The organism is Lutibacter sp. HS1-25, assembly GCF_004121075.1.
In the GTDB taxonomy this organism is placed as follows: domain Bacteria; phylum Bacteroidota; class Bacteroidia; order Flavobacteriales; family Flavobacteriaceae; genus Lutibacter.
The window spans coordinates 23892-38609 of record NZ_RHLN01000136.1 but is presented as its reverse complement, the minus strand read 5'-3'; the positions used below and the strand labels follow the sequence as shown (position 1 = coordinate 38609).

General features: G+C 30.0%; 14 protein-coding genes. All 14 read left to right on the top strand.

The window, feature by feature from the left end:
* Positions 1 to 11 precede the first annotated feature (11 nt).
* The 14 genes from EC396_RS13375 to EC396_RS13310 all read left to right on the top strand — a co-directional run bounded on the left by EC396_RS13375 (position 12) and on the right by EC396_RS13310 (position 14718).
* Positions 12 to 941 (top strand): alpha/beta hydrolase, encoded by a 930-nt coding sequence (locus EC396_RS13375; RefSeq protein ID WP_240665707.1) that lies wholly within the window; start codon positions 12 to 14, stop codon positions 939 to 941.
* Between the two features lie 25 nt (positions 942 to 966).
* Positions 967 to 1971 (top strand): DUF4861 family protein, encoded by a 1005-nt coding sequence (locus EC396_RS13370; protein WP_129367100.1) that lies wholly within the window; start codon positions 967 to 969, stop codon positions 1969 to 1971.
* A 4-nt stretch (positions 1972 to 1975) separates the two neighbouring features.
* Positions 1976 to 3220: a glycoside hydrolase family 105 protein gene (locus EC396_RS13365; RefSeq protein WP_129367099.1), complete on the top strand. Its 1245-nt coding sequence runs from the start codon at positions 1976 to 1978 to the stop codon at positions 3218 to 3220.
* Positions 3221 to 3264: 44 nt separating this feature from the next.
* Entirely contained in the window at positions 3265 to 4875 is a 1611-nt protein-coding gene (locus tag EC396_RS13360; protein WP_129367098.1) for a glycoside hydrolase 43 family protein, read from the top strand.
* A 9-nt stretch (positions 4876 to 4884) separates the two neighbouring features.
* Positions 4885 to 6504 (top strand): DUF5060 domain-containing protein, encoded by a 1620-nt coding sequence (locus tag EC396_RS13355; protein ID WP_129367097.1) that lies wholly within the window; start codon positions 4885 to 4887, stop codon positions 6502 to 6504.
* Between the two features lie 13 nt (positions 6505 to 6517).
* Positions 6518 to 7642 (top strand): pectate lyase, encoded by a 1125-nt coding sequence (gene pelA / locus EC396_RS18145; RefSeq protein ID WP_129367096.1) that lies wholly within the window; start codon positions 6518 to 6520, stop codon positions 7640 to 7642.
* A 32-nt stretch (positions 7643 to 7674) separates the two neighbouring features.
* Positions 7675 to 8553 carry a pectinesterase family protein gene (locus EC396_RS18140; protein WP_240665706.1) on the top strand — a complete coding sequence of 293 codons (879 nt, stop codon included), beginning with the start codon at positions 7675 to 7677 and terminating at the stop codon, positions 8551 to 8553.
* Positions 8554 to 8564: 11 nt separating this feature from the next.
* Positions 8565 to 9299 (top strand): rhamnogalacturonan acetylesterase, encoded by a 735-nt coding sequence (locus EC396_RS13340; protein WP_129367094.1) that lies wholly within the window; start codon positions 8565 to 8567, stop codon positions 9297 to 9299.
* Between the two features lies 1 nt (position 9300).
* Positions 9301 to 10239, top strand: a complete 939-nt coding sequence (locus EC396_RS13335; RefSeq protein ID WP_129367093.1) for an alpha/beta hydrolase — start codon at positions 9301 to 9303, stop codon at positions 10237 to 10239.
* A gap of 256 nt (positions 10240 to 10495) precedes the next feature.
* Entirely contained in the window at positions 10496 to 11326 is an 831-nt protein-coding gene (locus tag EC396_RS13330) for a T9SS type A sorting domain-containing protein (RefSeq protein WP_129367092.1), read from the top strand.
* A gap of 653 nt (positions 11327 to 11979) precedes the next feature.
* Positions 11980 to 13230, top strand: a complete 1251-nt coding sequence (locus tag EC396_RS13325) for a phage integrase SAM-like domain-containing protein (RefSeq protein ID WP_129367091.1) — start codon at positions 11980 to 11982, stop codon at positions 13228 to 13230.
* Between the two features lie 86 nt (positions 13231 to 13316).
* Positions 13317 to 14066 (top strand): hypothetical protein, encoded by a 750-nt coding sequence (locus tag EC396_RS13320; RefSeq protein WP_129367090.1) that lies wholly within the window; start codon positions 13317 to 13319, stop codon positions 14064 to 14066.
* Between the two features lie 102 nt (positions 14067 to 14168).
* Positions 14169 to 14447, top strand: a complete 279-nt coding sequence (locus EC396_RS13315) for a helix-turn-helix domain-containing protein (RefSeq protein ID WP_129367089.1) — start codon at positions 14169 to 14171, stop codon at positions 14445 to 14447.
* 4 nt (positions 14448 to 14451) lie between these two features.
* The gene (locus EC396_RS13310; RefSeq protein ID WP_129367088.1) at positions 14452 to 14718 is read left to right on the top strand and encodes a hypothetical protein; all 267 of its coding nucleotides are present in this window, start codon (positions 14452 to 14454) and stop codon (positions 14716 to 14718) included.

Below are 14718 nucleotides of genomic sequence, written 5' to 3'. Positions count from 1 at the left end.
CTAAGCGCATATTGATTGTTTTTATTTTGTGTTCAAATACTATTTTTTCACAAATAAATTATCCTATTGACACATCTTATACGGTAAATAGCACTTATAATAAATTAATAAAAAAGTACCCTCAAATTAAAATTATAACATCGCAAACATATCAAAATGTTAGTGAAAAAAGAGCGATTGTTTATAAAGAAATTGGTGAGCGAAAATTACATATTGACGCTTTTTTAAATACTAGTAAAACAGATTCACCTGCCGTTATTTTAATTCATGGCGGTGGGTGGAAATCTGGAAACAAATCTCTTATGGAGCCTTTAGCACAAAAAATTGCTTCAAAGGGGTATACTTGTTTTACAGTTGAATACCGATTGTCTCCAGAAGCAATTTATCCTGTAGGTATTTACGATGTGAAAAATGCCATTCAATTCATAAAATCCAATGCAATAAAATTTAATATTGACCCTACAAAAGTAGCTATTTTAGGATGTTCATCTGGTGGTCAAATGGCCGCTTTAATTGGCACAACAAATAACAATCTAGCCTTTGAAAATGCTGATAGTAATTATACTGAATCGTCTGCTGTACGGGCTATTGTTGATATAGATGGAGTGATCGCTTTTAAACATCCCGACTCGTTTGAAGGCGAAGTGGCAGGTAAATGGTTAGGCGGAAATTCACAAGAAAAATTAACTACTTGGTTGCAAGCATCAGCATTAACACATACCAATAAAAACACACCGCCAATATTATTTATTGGAAGTCAATACCCCCGATTTTTGGCAGGAAATAATGACATGGTGAAAATTTTAGATCAGTATGGCATTTATCATCAAAAAAAAATTATAGAAAACACACCTCATTCCTTTTGGTTATTTCACCCTTGGTTTGAAGAAACATCAACATACATTATTCATTTTTTAGACAAAATATTCAAAAATCATTAAAATTATTTCATAATTCATAAGCAAGATGAAAACATTAAAATTTACACTAGTTTTATTATTAATTAGCTTTATTTCTTGTAAAAATCAAGAAAAAAAAGAAGCAGTTGAAGTTGTAATTCCAGAAGCAGTTTACAATATGGAAACTGCCAAAACCTATGCCGAATTATCTATTAAAGAAGGTGGGCATTGGGAAGGAAGAGAATATATTGATGGAACTTTTAAAAACGTAACAGAACTAAAAGTACCTGCACAACATACAGACCATTCTTGGTTTATTAGATACGAAGGCCCAGGATGGGAAAGCAATAAAGTTGCATACAGAATGTATTTAGACTGGAGAAATTGTATTGATATTTTTGGAAAAGTTACTGAAGATATGATTCTTTCAAAAGTAGGTCAAGATGGTTTTGATTCGTACCACGAAAAAAGCGATTGGGGAATGGATATTTTAAAAGCCGGAAAAGGTTTAGGTATAGGCTCAATTGGAAGATTTTCAAATAACGAAGTATTACATTTTAAAAACGTAGATTCTACTTTTGCTAAAGTTGAAAATACGCCAGATAAATCAACTGTTATAGTAGATTATTATGGTTGGAATACTGCAAATGACACAATAGATTTACATCAGGTTTTATCAATAACTCCAAATGTGCGTTATACAAAACACAGTATTACTCCTTCAAAAAAAATTGAAGGTATTTGTACAGGAATTGTAAAACACGGTGTAAATTACTTTACTAAAGAAAGTGAAAATAAACAATGGGGATATATTGCTACTTACGGTAAACAAACGTTGGCTAAAGTTCCTGATAATCTTGGAATGGCAATATTTTATAAAGTTGAAACGGTTAAAGAAGTTACAGATTGGGAACACGATCATTTGTTACTTTTTAAACCTACCACAAATGAAATTTCTTTTTATTTTTTAGCAGCTTGGGAACAAGAAGTTAAAGGAATTAAAACTGAAGTTGAATTTTTATCTTATTTAGATAAATTATTAACAGAATTGAATAACAATAATAAATTATAACATCATGATTGTATTAAAAAAAATACTGGTAGTTGTTTTTACGCTTTTTGTTACAGTCTTATTAAGCAGTTGCAAAAATGAAAAAAAGGAAGTTAATGAAGCTGAAATAGTTAAAGAAAAAGAAATTTCAGATACCTTAAAATGGTCTGAAAGAATGATTCTTTCAGAAATTCATCGTTTTCCAAAAGCCTCTTTGTTAGATTTTAGAGATACTCCAAAATGGAGTTATACAAACGGACTTGTTTTAAGTGCAGCAGCAAGAGTTTATGAACAAACTAACAATCCAAAAATTTACAATTACATATACGAATATGCTGATGAAATGATTGATAGTGCTGGAAATATAAAAACCTATAAATTATCAAACCAAAATCTGGATATGATTAAATCTGGAGATGTTTTGTTGTATTTGTATTCTAAAACAAAAGAAGAACGGTTTTTAAAAGCTATGGAAACTTTAAATAGTCAAATGGAAACACAACCTAAAACTTCAGATGGTGGTTATTGGCATAAAAAAGTATATCCAAACCAAATGTGGTTAGACGGATTGTATATGGCAGAGCCTTTTCATACAAAATATGCAGTAGATTTTATAGATGATGCTGATAAGGCTCAAAAAATATTTGATGATGTTGTACTTCAATTCGATTTAATTCAAAAACATAGTCGTGATGAAAAAACTGGACTTCTTTATCACGGTTGGGATGAAAGTAAAGAGCAAAGATGGGCAAATAAAGAAACTGGAAATTCTCAACATTTTTGGTCAAGAGGAATGGGCTGGTACGGAATGGCAATGGTTGATGTTTTAGATTTTTTACCTGAAAATCATTCAGGAAGAGAAAGAATTATAACCTATTTAAATCAGTATGCAGAAGCAATAACCGCAGTACAGCATGAAACAGGTTTGTGGTATCAAGTGTTAGATCAAGGTAATAGAGAAGGTAATTATTTAGAAGCTACTGGTACAGCAATGTTTGTTTACACTTTCGCAAAAAGTGCTAAAAAAGGCTATTTAGATGCTAAATATTTAACAGTAGCAGAAAAAGGATACAAAGGACTTATTGATAATTTAATTTCTGTTGAAGAAAATGGCGTTGTAAATCTTAATAAATGTTGCGGTGTTGCCGGTTTAGGTGGTGATCCATATAGAGATGGATCTTATGAATATTACGTGAACGAAATTATTCGTTCTAACGATCCAAAAGGAACAGGTCCTTTTATTATGGCTAGTCTTGAGTTAAACAAATAATTTATCAATTAAAACCATTGGGTGTTTTTAAACGCAATCAACTTATGAGAAAATTTAGTGTCATATTGTTTTTATCAAGTTTTAGCTATTTAGTTGCGCAACAAACAACTACTATTTCAAAAGTTTGGGTTGCAGATAATGGAGATGGAACTTATAAAAATCCAATCATTCACGCAGACTATTCTGATCCAGATGTGATAAGAGTTGGAGATGATTATTATATGACAGCCTCATCATTTAACTGCGTTCCGGGTTTACCTATATTGCATTCAAAAGATATGGTTAATTGGAATTTGATAAATTATGCGCTTCAAAAACAACCTCCATTTGATGTATTTGACAAACCACAACACGGAAATGGTGTTTGGGCACCTTGTATAAGATATCATAACAATGAATTTTATATTTATTACCCTGACCCAGATTATGGAATTTATATGGTAAAGACAAAAGACCCTAAAGGAATTTGGTCTGAACCAATTTTAGTGAAAGAAGGAAAGGGAATTATTGATCCTACTCCACTTTGGGACAATGATGGTAAAGTATATTTAGCTTATGCATTTGCTGGAAGCAGAGCCGGAATTAAAAGTTTGTTAGTAGTTTGCACAATGAACCAAGAAGGTACAATTGCTAATAACGATGAGGTAATGCTTATTGATGGGCATTTAAACGAATCAACAATTGAGGGTCCTAAATTTTATAAGTACAACGGTTATTACTACATTTTTGCACCTGCAGGTGGCGTTTCTACAGGTTGGCAAACGGTGCTAAGAGCTAAAAATATTTATGGTCCTTACGAAAAGAAAAAGGTTTTAGAACAAGGAAAAACGGAGGTTAACGGACCTCATCAAGGCGCTTGGGTGCAAACGCAAACAGGTGAAGATTGGTTTTTTCATTTTCAAGACAAAGGTGCTTACGGACGAATTGTGCATTTACAACCCATGAAATGGGTAAATGATTGGCCTGTTATTGGAAATGATAAAGATGGAAATGGAAGTGGAGAACCTGTTGCTGTTTATAAAAAACCAAATGTAGGAAAGCCCTACCCTATTTCAACACCTCAAGATTCTGATGAATTTAACAATACAAAACTTAGCTTACAATGGCAATGGCATGCAAATCCACAAGTATACTGGGGTTTTCCAACAAGTATGGGGCATTATACAATGTATTGCCGTCCTATTCCAGAAAAAGCTAAAAATTTATACGATGTTCCTAATTTATTATTGCAAAAATTTCCTGCGGAAGAATTTACAGCAACCGCAAAACTAACTTTCAATGCTCGTTTTAATAAAGAACAAACAGGACTGTTAATTATGGGGTTAGATTATAGCTACCTTAAAGTTCAGCAGTTGAACAATGAACTTTTTGTATCTCAAGTTATATGTAAAAATGCCGATAAAAATGGTATTGAAAAAGAAAGTAATTCAATAAAAATAAAAGATAACACATTCTATTTACAGCTAAAAGTAAAAAAAGGAGGTATTTGTGAATTCTTTTTTAGTGAAAATGGAAAAAAATTCAAGCAAATTGGCTCTGATTTTACAGCTCGAGAAGGAAAATGGATTGGTGCAAAAATGGGCTTTTTAGCTCTTAGGGAAGGCGTAATTAATGATGCAGGAAGTGTTGATATTGATTGGTTTAGGGTTGATTAAATTTAATTTATGAAATTTATACAAATAAAAAAAGTTGTGGTGATAGTGTTACTATTACTAATAAATACTTCCATTTTTTCGCAAAAAAAAGTCGAACAATGGCAGCGTTTTGAAATCAGTTTAACTAATAAAATAAATGGCAATAGCTTCAATAATGTAAAGCTTTCTGCTAAATTCTTCAATAAAGATACAAGCTTTGTTGTAAATGGTTTTTATGATGGAAATAACATTTTTAAAATTCGATTTATGCCACAAGAAATTGGTAAATGGAATTATATTGTTAAAAGTAATATACCTGAATTTAATAATAAAAAAGGTGAATTTGAATGTATAAAAGCAACAGCCAACAACCACGGAATTGTTAAAGTTAGCGATACTTATTACTTTAAATATGCTGATGGTAAACAATACTATCCGTTTGGAACTACAGCATACGCGTGGTTACATATGGGAAACGAATTGCAAGAAGAAACATTACAATCTTTAAAAAAATCGGGGTTTAATAAAGTTAGAATGTGCGTTTTTCCAAAAGATTATAATTTAGTAAAAGAAGAGCCTGTAATTTACCCTTTTGAAATAAAAAATATTGAAATAAATGCAAATGGGGATAAAATATTTACTTGGGATTTTGAAAAATTCAATCCTGCCTTTTTTCAACATTTAGAAAAAAGAATTGATGATTTAGCCGCTTTAGGTATTGAAGCCGATTTAATCCTTTTTCATCCTTACGATAAAGGACGTTGGGGTTTTGACTCTATGCCTACTGAGGTGAATATAAAATATCTTAATTATATAACAGCTCGTTTGGCTTCGTTTAAAAATGTATGGTGGTCTTTGGCTAATGAGTGGGATTATTTAACAGCAAAAACCGTGAAAGATTGGGACGTTTTAATAGAAACAGTTGCAAAAAATGATCCATATAATCATTTGTGCTCAATTCATGGAGCAACTGCTACTTACTATAACTATTTAAAACCAGCGTTTTCACATGTAAGTGTTCAAGATGAAGCACCTGTTCAAAATCCTTATTCAGTAGCAACCTTAAGAAATATTTATAAAAAACCCATTGTTTTAGATGAAGTTGGTTACGAAGGAAATTTAGATTCAAGATGGGGAAGATACAGTCCAGAACAAATGACTCATCTAATTTGGAATGGTGTAATTGGAGGCGGTTATGTAACACACGGTGAAACTTATATGTTTAAGGGTGCGACTGATACTATATTTTGGGCGGATGGTGGATCTTTTAAAGGATCTAGTTGGAAACGAATTGCTTTCTTAAGAAATATAATTGAAAAAGCTCCTGCTCCATTATATATGGCTGATATAAGTCGTGATTATAAAACAGCATCTGCAGGTAAAGGTTATTATTTAATTTATTTAGGTAAAGATATAAAAGAATCCTGGCTATTTAATTTACCTAAAAAAAATGGTGATGGTGAAAAATTAAAGGAAGGTTGTAAATTTAAAGTAGAAATTATAGATACTTGGGATATGACAATAACTGATTACCCACTAACTTTTGAAACTAAAGCTGTAGATAATTATCGCTTTTATGATAAAAATATCAAAGAGGTTCGTTTACCTTTAAAACCTTATATAGCATTAAGAATTACCCAAATTGATTAAAAAATTATTCAAAATGAAATATTTAAAAAAAGTAACAATGATACTATTTATTGCGTGTATTGCAAGTATCAACATCAAAGCCCAAGTACTAAATAAATCTTGGGAAAAAATTACTCAAATGGATGAAGGACCTTGGTTTGCAACTCAGGAAGCCAAAGATATTGCCGAAAATGTATTGTTATATCAAAGGGATATAGGCGGATGGCCAAAAAACATCCAAATGCAAAAACCTCTAACTGAAGATGAAAAAGATAATTTGATTGCTTTAAAAAGTGATACACATAATATTACAACAGACAATGGGGCTACCTTTTTGGAAATGACATTTTTATCTAAAATGTACAGACAGGTTCCAGATCAACGTTATAAAAATGCGTTTTTAAAGGGTTTAGATTATATTTTAGAAGCTCAATATGAAAACGGTGGATGGCCGCAATTTTATCCGTTAAAAAAAGGATATTATACACATATCACTTTTAACGACGATTCTATGGTAAACATTTTAAATGTTTTAGCCGAAATAAAAAACAAAACAGATTATTATTCAATTCAAGCTCCAGATGAAACTATTGAAAGAACTAAAATAGCCTTTGATAAGGGAATTGATTGTATTCTTAAAACACAATACAAACAAAATGGCGTGTTAACAAGTTGGTGTGCACAACACGACGAAAATACTTTTCTGCCAGCAAAGGCACGTGCTTACGAGTTACCTTCGTTAAGTGGTAAAGAATCTGCAAAAATAGTATTGCTACTAATGACCATTGAAAATCCTTCCGAAGAAATTAAAACAGCAATAAATAGTGCTGTTGAATGGTTTGAAAAAGTAAAAATTACAGGTTTAAAAGAAGTAAGAACTTATAACGAAAAAGGTAAAGTTACTGACAAAAAAATGGTAGCAGATGAAAATGCAGAACCAATTTGGGCTCGTTTTATGGAATTGGATGATAATAGACCGTTTTTTTGTGATAGAGATGGTGTTAAAAAATATAGCATTGAAGAAATTGGAGCTGAACGAAGAAATGGATACGGTTGGTATACAGACCAGCCAAAAGAGGTTTTTAAAAAATATGCACGTTGGAAAAAGAAATATGGAGTTGAATCGGTAGAAACTAAAACAGTAAAAAAAAAACAATAAACGAATTTAATGTAGTTGTTTCAAAAGATGGATTGGGTGATTATTTTAGCATTCAAGAGGCAATTAATGCTTCAAAAGCTTTTCCGTATAAAAGGGTAATTATAAACATTAAAAATGGTGTTTATTATGAAAAAGTTCACATATACTCTTGGAATACAAAAATTTCATTTATTGGAGAGAGCAAAGAAAACACCATTATTTTGTATGGCGATTATTTTAATAAAATTAATTTAGGAAGAAACAGCACTTTTCATACATCAACAGTTTTGGTTGAAGGAAATGATTTTTTTGCCAAAAATTTAACCATTAAAAATACAGCAGGTAACGTAGGGCAAGCAGTTGCTTTAACAATTAACGCAGATAGGGTTTTGTTTGAAAACTGTGCATTTTTTGGATATCAAGATACGGTTTATACAGCTGGAGAAGGATTTAAGCAATATTTTAAAAACTGTTATATTGAAGGAACTACCGATTTTATTTTTGGTGAAGCTACCGTTTTATTTGAAAATTGTATAATCCATAGCAAAGCAGATTCGTATATAACCGCAGCTTCAACACCTGAAAATCAAAAATTAGGGTATGTATTTAAAAACTGTAAACTTACTGCTGATGAAAATTTAACTAAAGTTTATTTGGGAAGACCTTGGCGAAAATATGCTAAAACGGTTTTTATAAATTGTGAAATGGGTGAACATATTGCATCTGAAGCTTGGCATAATTGGAATAATTTAGAAGCAGAAATAACTTCATTTTATGCAGAATATGAATGTAGCGGAAAAGGATTTCAACCAAAAGAAAGAGTAAAATGGTCACATCAATTAAAAAAATCAAAAGCAAAAAAATACACTATTGAAAATATATTTAACAACAAAACAAATCCTTCAACAAATTATTGGTATTTAAAAAAATAAAATAGTATTTCATGAAAAAAAGCATCATTATCATCTTAATAATTTCAAGTTTCACCTGCTTTAGTCAGTCAATAACTGTTTATACTATTGGCGATTCAACAATGGCAAACAAACCAAATCCTGAAGAAAATCCAGAAAGAGGATGGGGACAAATACTGCCTAATTTTTTCACAAATAATGTTGTAATAGATAACAGAGCAGTAAATGGTAGAAGTACCCGTAGTTTTATTACTGAGAAACGTTGGGATTCAGTACTAAAAACCTTAAAAAAGAAGGATTATGTTTTTATACAATTTGGGCACAATGATCAAAAGGAAAATGATCCAAAACGATATACAAATCCGCATACAGCTTACCGACAAAATTTAATTAAATTTATTAAAGAAGCAAGAGAAAAGGGGGCTACTCCAATTCTATTTTCATCAACAGTAAGAAGAAATTTTAACGAATTTGGAACATTAGTAGATACACATGGTGCGTACCCTGCGGAAGTTCGATTGGTTGCTCAGCAATACAATGTACCTTTTATAGATCTTCAATATTTAACAGAGCAATTGGAAGAATCATATGGAGTAGAAGGTTCTAAAAAGTTACATTTACATTTTGAACCAGGAGAAATTTCTTATTATAAGGATGGAAATCATGACGACACACATCTTTCAGAATTAGGAGCAACTGAAGTTTCAAAATTGGTTATTCAAGAGTTAAAAAAATTAAATAACTCATTGATAAAATTTATTAAATAAAATGAAAGTTCTAAAGTTAAAAACCATAAAAAAATATATTTTTATCTGTCTGGTTTTTTTGACGGCAAATAGCAATATGTTGGCGCAAAATGAAACAATTAATCTATGGTCTAGCATTCCTGATGAAATTATAAATACCAACTATAAAAAAATTGAAGTTTTTAAAAATGGAGTTTTATATAGCACAAGTAAAGTTTCAACACCAACTCTTACTGTGTTTTTTCCAGATAAAGAAAACTCAACCGGTACAGCTGTTGTAATTTGTCCGGGTGGAGGTTATTCTCATTTAGCAATTGATAAAGAAGGTTTTAAAGTGGCTAAATGGTTTAATAGTTTAGGAATAGCAGCATTTGTTTTAAAATACAGATTGCCTAGTGATTCAATTATGAAAAATAAAGCTGTAGGGCCATTACAAGATGCTCAAGAAGCAATACGTGTGGTTAGGCGCAATGCAAAAAAATGGAATATTAACAACGATAAAATTGGTGTTATGGGCTTTTCTGCAGGAGGTCATTTAGCAGCAACACTCTCTACACATTATAATGAAGTTGTTTATAAAGTTAGCGATGAAACAAGCGCAAAGCCTAATTTTTCAATCTTAATTTACCCAGTAATTTCTATGTTAAACGAAGTTACACATAATGGGAGTAAAATAAATTTATTGGGAAAATCACCTTCAGATTTATTAATTGAAAAATTTTCAAATGAATTACAGGTTAACACTGAAACACCTCCGACATTTTTAATACATGCAACCGATGATGGTGCAGTTCCTGTCGAAAATAGTATAAATTATTATTTACAATTGAAGAAAAATAAGGTTTCCGCAGAACTACATGTGTATCAAAAAGGTGGTCATGGTTTTGGATTAGGAGTTAATAACACCAGCCAATATTGGACCAGCGACTGTGAAAATTGGTTGAGAGAAAATAACTATTAATTGTATATTTTCATCATAAAAATTCATTTACACTTAAACTATTATGATTTTAATTTTAGGTGAAATTGAAAAAAATAACGAGCGTAACTTCAAAATAGTTCTTTTTTATATTGCATATCATCTCTTATTTTTAATTTATTATTTGGTAGAAACAAATTAATTTGCCTATATTTGGTAATCGATTACACTAATGTAATCGATTACCAAATTAACTGAATAAAGTGAACCTAATTATTAATATTTAAACCATTCAAACATGAGAAAATCTTTACATTTAATTATTTTACCAATGTTGCTTTTAACAGCAGCTTTACAAGCTCAAACCAAAATTTGGGATTTTGGAGGAGACCCTTCATACGCAAGTCCTGAGCAAATTGCACTATGGCCAGTCGCTGCTTTTAATGCAGCTCAAGATGCAACTGTAGAAAAAGATAAATTATTTCTAGTAGGAGATGATAATGGCGATAAATTTGGTCAAATTGAAAATTCTGGAGGTAAAACTTGGGATGCAGGTACTTCAGATGAGTATACTGCCGTAAACCGATTTAAAACAAATGGAGCCGCTGCACCTCTGGGAACTTATTTACCATCTATTAGTTATTTATATTTTCCTGTAACTGGAGATGTTTCTGTAAAAATATGGTATAGATCAGGCAGTGCCGATGCTACTCGAGAACTTTATGTAACTGACGGTGTTAATTTACTTGCTTCAGCTTCTAGAGCAGATACAGATCCGCATGTTTTAACAGCTACTAAAACTGGTGCAGGTACCCTTTACATTTACAGCGCTGGTAATGCTTTTAACTTATATAAAATTGAAGTAACGGGTCCTGGCACTTCAGATTTAGTACTTGCGGTTAATAATGTTGCATCTCCAGTTACAACAAATTTATATGCCAATGGAAACAGCATATTTGTAACCAATGTAAAATCAAGTTCAGAAATAAAAATATATAGTATGTTGGGTGCCTTAGTTAAAGAGGTTGAAACAAGTGAAGATACCAACTTTAATATCGCATCTGGTATTTATATAGCTACTATTAAAACTTTTGAAGGCCAAAAATCGGTCAAAATTATCGTACAATAAAGTGAGTTTTTGTTTTTTAAATTGCCGAAAAAGGATATCTTAACAGGTATCCTTTTTCTTTTAACATTCAAATTATTTTTAAATAAGTTACTAGACTTGAAAATATTTTTGAGAGTTACAATTACCTTTATAAGAACTTATTTTAAACATCATTTGTCTGTCACTATGGTTTTATTAAAAATGCAATCTTTAAATATATTGAAACAAAGTTATTAACTTCTCTCCTTTCTGAAGCTTCACAAATAAACAATACTAATTTTTTAATTCAACCTTACTATTTTTATATAGTTGATAAGTATATACATAAATTAAACTGACCCCGAATTAGCCCCTTTTTTTTAGTTTTTATTACTTTTTTATGGTTTTTAGGAAAATTTTTATGCATTAAAAAACCCTATAAACATAGTATTTATAGGGTTTTGTTGATTTTTGATTGTTTGTTAAGTGGAGAAGATGGGAGTACTATTTATGAAAAGTAACAACTTCACACAATACCATATTTTACTGTAAAATCATTTACAAACTTAATATTTACAACACTTAACAGAAATATAATTTAAATTTCAGTTTGAAGTAGTTTGCAATAAGTTTTATTTTACCGTACAAATACCGTACATATTTATTATATTTGAAATGTTCAAATATTACTTACTATGGCAACTATCAATTTTTTATACCGTTCAACAAAAGACAAAGCAAATTTACATTTACGTTTATTGTACCGTTTTAATGATAAAGATTTTGTCTTTGGTACAAATACAAAATTTGAAGTAACAAAACACTATTGGAGCAAACAGCATAAAAAAAAATCAAAAGACCTTAATATTACAAACCAACAGAGTGACACCAACACCGAGCTGAATAAAATTGAAAACCATATTTTAAATGCTTTTAATTCTGTTAATCCTGATGAGGTTAACAAAGAATGGTTACAAACTCAAATTGATTATTATTACAACCCACCTCAACAAACCGAAGCACTTCCAAAGGAATTAATTAATTACATAGATTATTATTCCGAAGTCAAAAAAAATGAAGTAACTGAAAGCACTATTAAAAAAAATAATGTTAACAAACAGTTATTAAGTAGGTATGAATTACATTATAAAAAAAACATCTTAATTACTGATATAAATACAAAATTCAAAACCAACTTTGAAAACTATTGCTTAATGAATGGTTACGCACCCAACACAATTGCAAGGGCAATAAGATTTGTAAAAACCATTTGTAAACACGCAAAAGCAAGCGGACTTGAAACCAGTAACCAGTTAGATAATATCAAAGTAAAATATTTAAAAGTAGACAGTATTTACCTAACATTTGATGAACTTGAAAAAATTGAAAACATAAAAAAAAGCAAATTGACTGAAAGTTTAGAAAATGCAAAAGACTGGTTAATCATTAGTTGTTATACAGGACAGAGAGTAAGTGATTTTATGAGGTTTAAAAAAGATATGATACGCATTGAAGACGGTAAACATTTGATTGAATTTACTCAAAAGAAAACTGGCAAAATTATGACCGTACCACTACACCCAAAAGTTTTAGATATATTAAATAAAAGAAACGGAATGTTTCCTTATGCTATTTCAGACCAAAAGTATAATGATTATATCAAAGACGTTTGCGAAATTGCTAAACTTAACCAATTAGAAAAAGGAAGTAAACTAAAGGAAACAAAACCTAAAAGCAAAATATATCGTAAAGAAACTGGAATGTATAAAAAATTTGAACTGGTAACCTCTCACATTGGCAGGCGTTCATTTGCAACCAATTTTTATGGTAAAATACCAACATCATATTTAATTTATGTAACTGGACATAGCACCGAAGTAATGTTTTTAAATTACATAGGTAAAAGCAATAAAGATATAGCAATGGAAATGACAAACTTTTTTTAATAGCATAAAAATAAAAGTTTTATTTTAGGTTCATATTTTACACCTTTTACACAATCATAGGCAAAAGAAAACTAAAAATTGTTCAAATGAAAAAAATAGATTTAGAAAATTTTTTTATAAACATTGAAAAACTCACAACTTTTGAAAGAATAAAACAAGTAAATAAACTTACAAATAAATATGATTTAAACTTACTTACTGTGCTTTCAAATAGTTTTGTTGAACATTGTTTTAGAAAATTTAATGAAATTAATTACAGCTTACCTTTCAAAGAAATTGAAGAAATTGAAGAAATTGAAGAAACAAAAGAATCTTTTTTATATCTAAATGAATTTTCTTTTCCTTTTTATGACTTAATCAACAATGAGTTACTAAAGGAAGTTAGAATTGAAAGATTTGAAAGAATAGATTTTGAGCATTGTAAAAAATTCAATAGTTATATGAATGGATTTCTAACTGAACTTGAAAATTTAATAACTAATCAAAACATTAAAATTATTGAAATAAAACAAGAGCCTGAAATTAATAATAGGAAAACCCACCCAAAACATGACCCTAATTTATGGAATGCACAATGTTTTGATTTATTTAAATATCTATTTGATGAATATTATACAGGTTCAAAAAGACAGGTTACTAATATTTGGTTTTATTTAAAAGAATATCAAAGTAAAAAGTACACTTTGATTGCAACTAAAAAAATTTACAAAGAATTTATATTAGAAAACTATCAAATTTCAATAACAAATTTTGACAAATCATATCAAAAATATGAAGACAAAGATTATAAAACTTTGAATGAACACCGCATAAATTTTGATGATAGTTTGAAATAATTTGCATAACACGTAAAAAACACGTTTTACACGTTTTACAACTCTTTTTTGAACGCATAAACCAATTGTTTATTTGCTGAATAAATATAAAAATTCAGTCAAATGGAACAACAAATTTTTTTACAGGGAACAACGCCCGAAGCATTAATTGAAAAATTCAATGAAAGCGTAAAACTTCAATTAGAAGACTTCAAAAAAAACCTCAACACTCACAATCCTGATGAGTTATTAACCCGAACCGAAGCCTGCAAGTTTCTCAAAATTGAGCAAACTACATTATACCATTGGCAAAAAGCTGGTAAGATTAAAATGTACGGAATAGGAAACAGACGTTTTCTAAAAAAAGTCGAATTAATGGAATGTTTAATTCTTAAAAAATAAGGCTATGAGTAACACAGGCGACAATAAAAAAGACCAATTAAAAAAAGTATTTAATGCCTTTTTTGACAATCCAAAGACAATGAAAGAAGTTGATATTTATACAGGCGTAATGCGTGAAAATATTTGCAGATATGTTTGTGCTTTAAGACAAAAAAATAAAATTGCATTAGTTGGTTACAGAAAATGCAAAATAACTGGAAAATATAAAGTCGGAACATACACTACTAATCCCGATTTGTTTCCAAGGTCTAACCAATTAAAAATGTTTTAA

Coding starts and splice junctions, on each gene's coding strand:
- EC396_RS13370 (WP_129367100.1), top strand. CDS start 967: ATGAAAACATTAAAATTTACACTAGTTTTATTATTAATTAGCTTTATT.
- EC396_RS13365 (WP_129367099.1), top strand. CDS start 1,976: ATGATTGTATTAAAAAAAATACTGGTAGTTGTTTTTACGCTTTTTGTT.
- EC396_RS13360 (WP_129367098.1), top strand. CDS start 3,265: ATGAGAAAATTTAGTGTCATATTGTTTTTATCAAGTTTTAGCTATTTA.
- EC396_RS13355 (WP_129367097.1), top strand. CDS start 4,885: ATGAAATTTATACAAATAAAAAAAGTTGTGGTGATAGTGTTACTATTA.
- pelA (WP_129367096.1), top strand. CDS start 6,518: ATGAAATATTTAAAAAAAGTAACAATGATACTATTTATTGCGTGTATT.
- EC396_RS13340 (WP_129367094.1), top strand. CDS start 8,565: ATGAAAAAAAGCATCATTATCATCTTAATAATTTCAAGTTTCACCTGC.
- EC396_RS13335 (WP_129367093.1), top strand. CDS start 9,301: ATGAAAGTTCTAAAGTTAAAAACCATAAAAAAATATATTTTTATCTGT.
- EC396_RS13330 (WP_129367092.1), top strand. CDS start 10,496: ATGAGAAAATCTTTACATTTAATTATTTTACCAATGTTGCTTTTAACA.
- EC396_RS13325 (WP_129367091.1), top strand. CDS start 11,980: ATGGCAACTATCAATTTTTTATACCGTTCAACAAAAGACAAAGCAAAT.
- EC396_RS13320 (WP_129367090.1), top strand. CDS start 13,317: ATGAAAAAAATAGATTTAGAAAATTTTTTTATAAACATTGAAAAACTC.
- EC396_RS13315 (WP_129367089.1), top strand. CDS start 14,169: ATGGAACAACAAATTTTTTTACAGGGAACAACGCCCGAAGCATTAATT.
- EC396_RS13310 (WP_129367088.1), top strand. CDS start 14,452: ATGAGTAACACAGGCGACAATAAAAAAGACCAATTAAAAAAAGTATTT.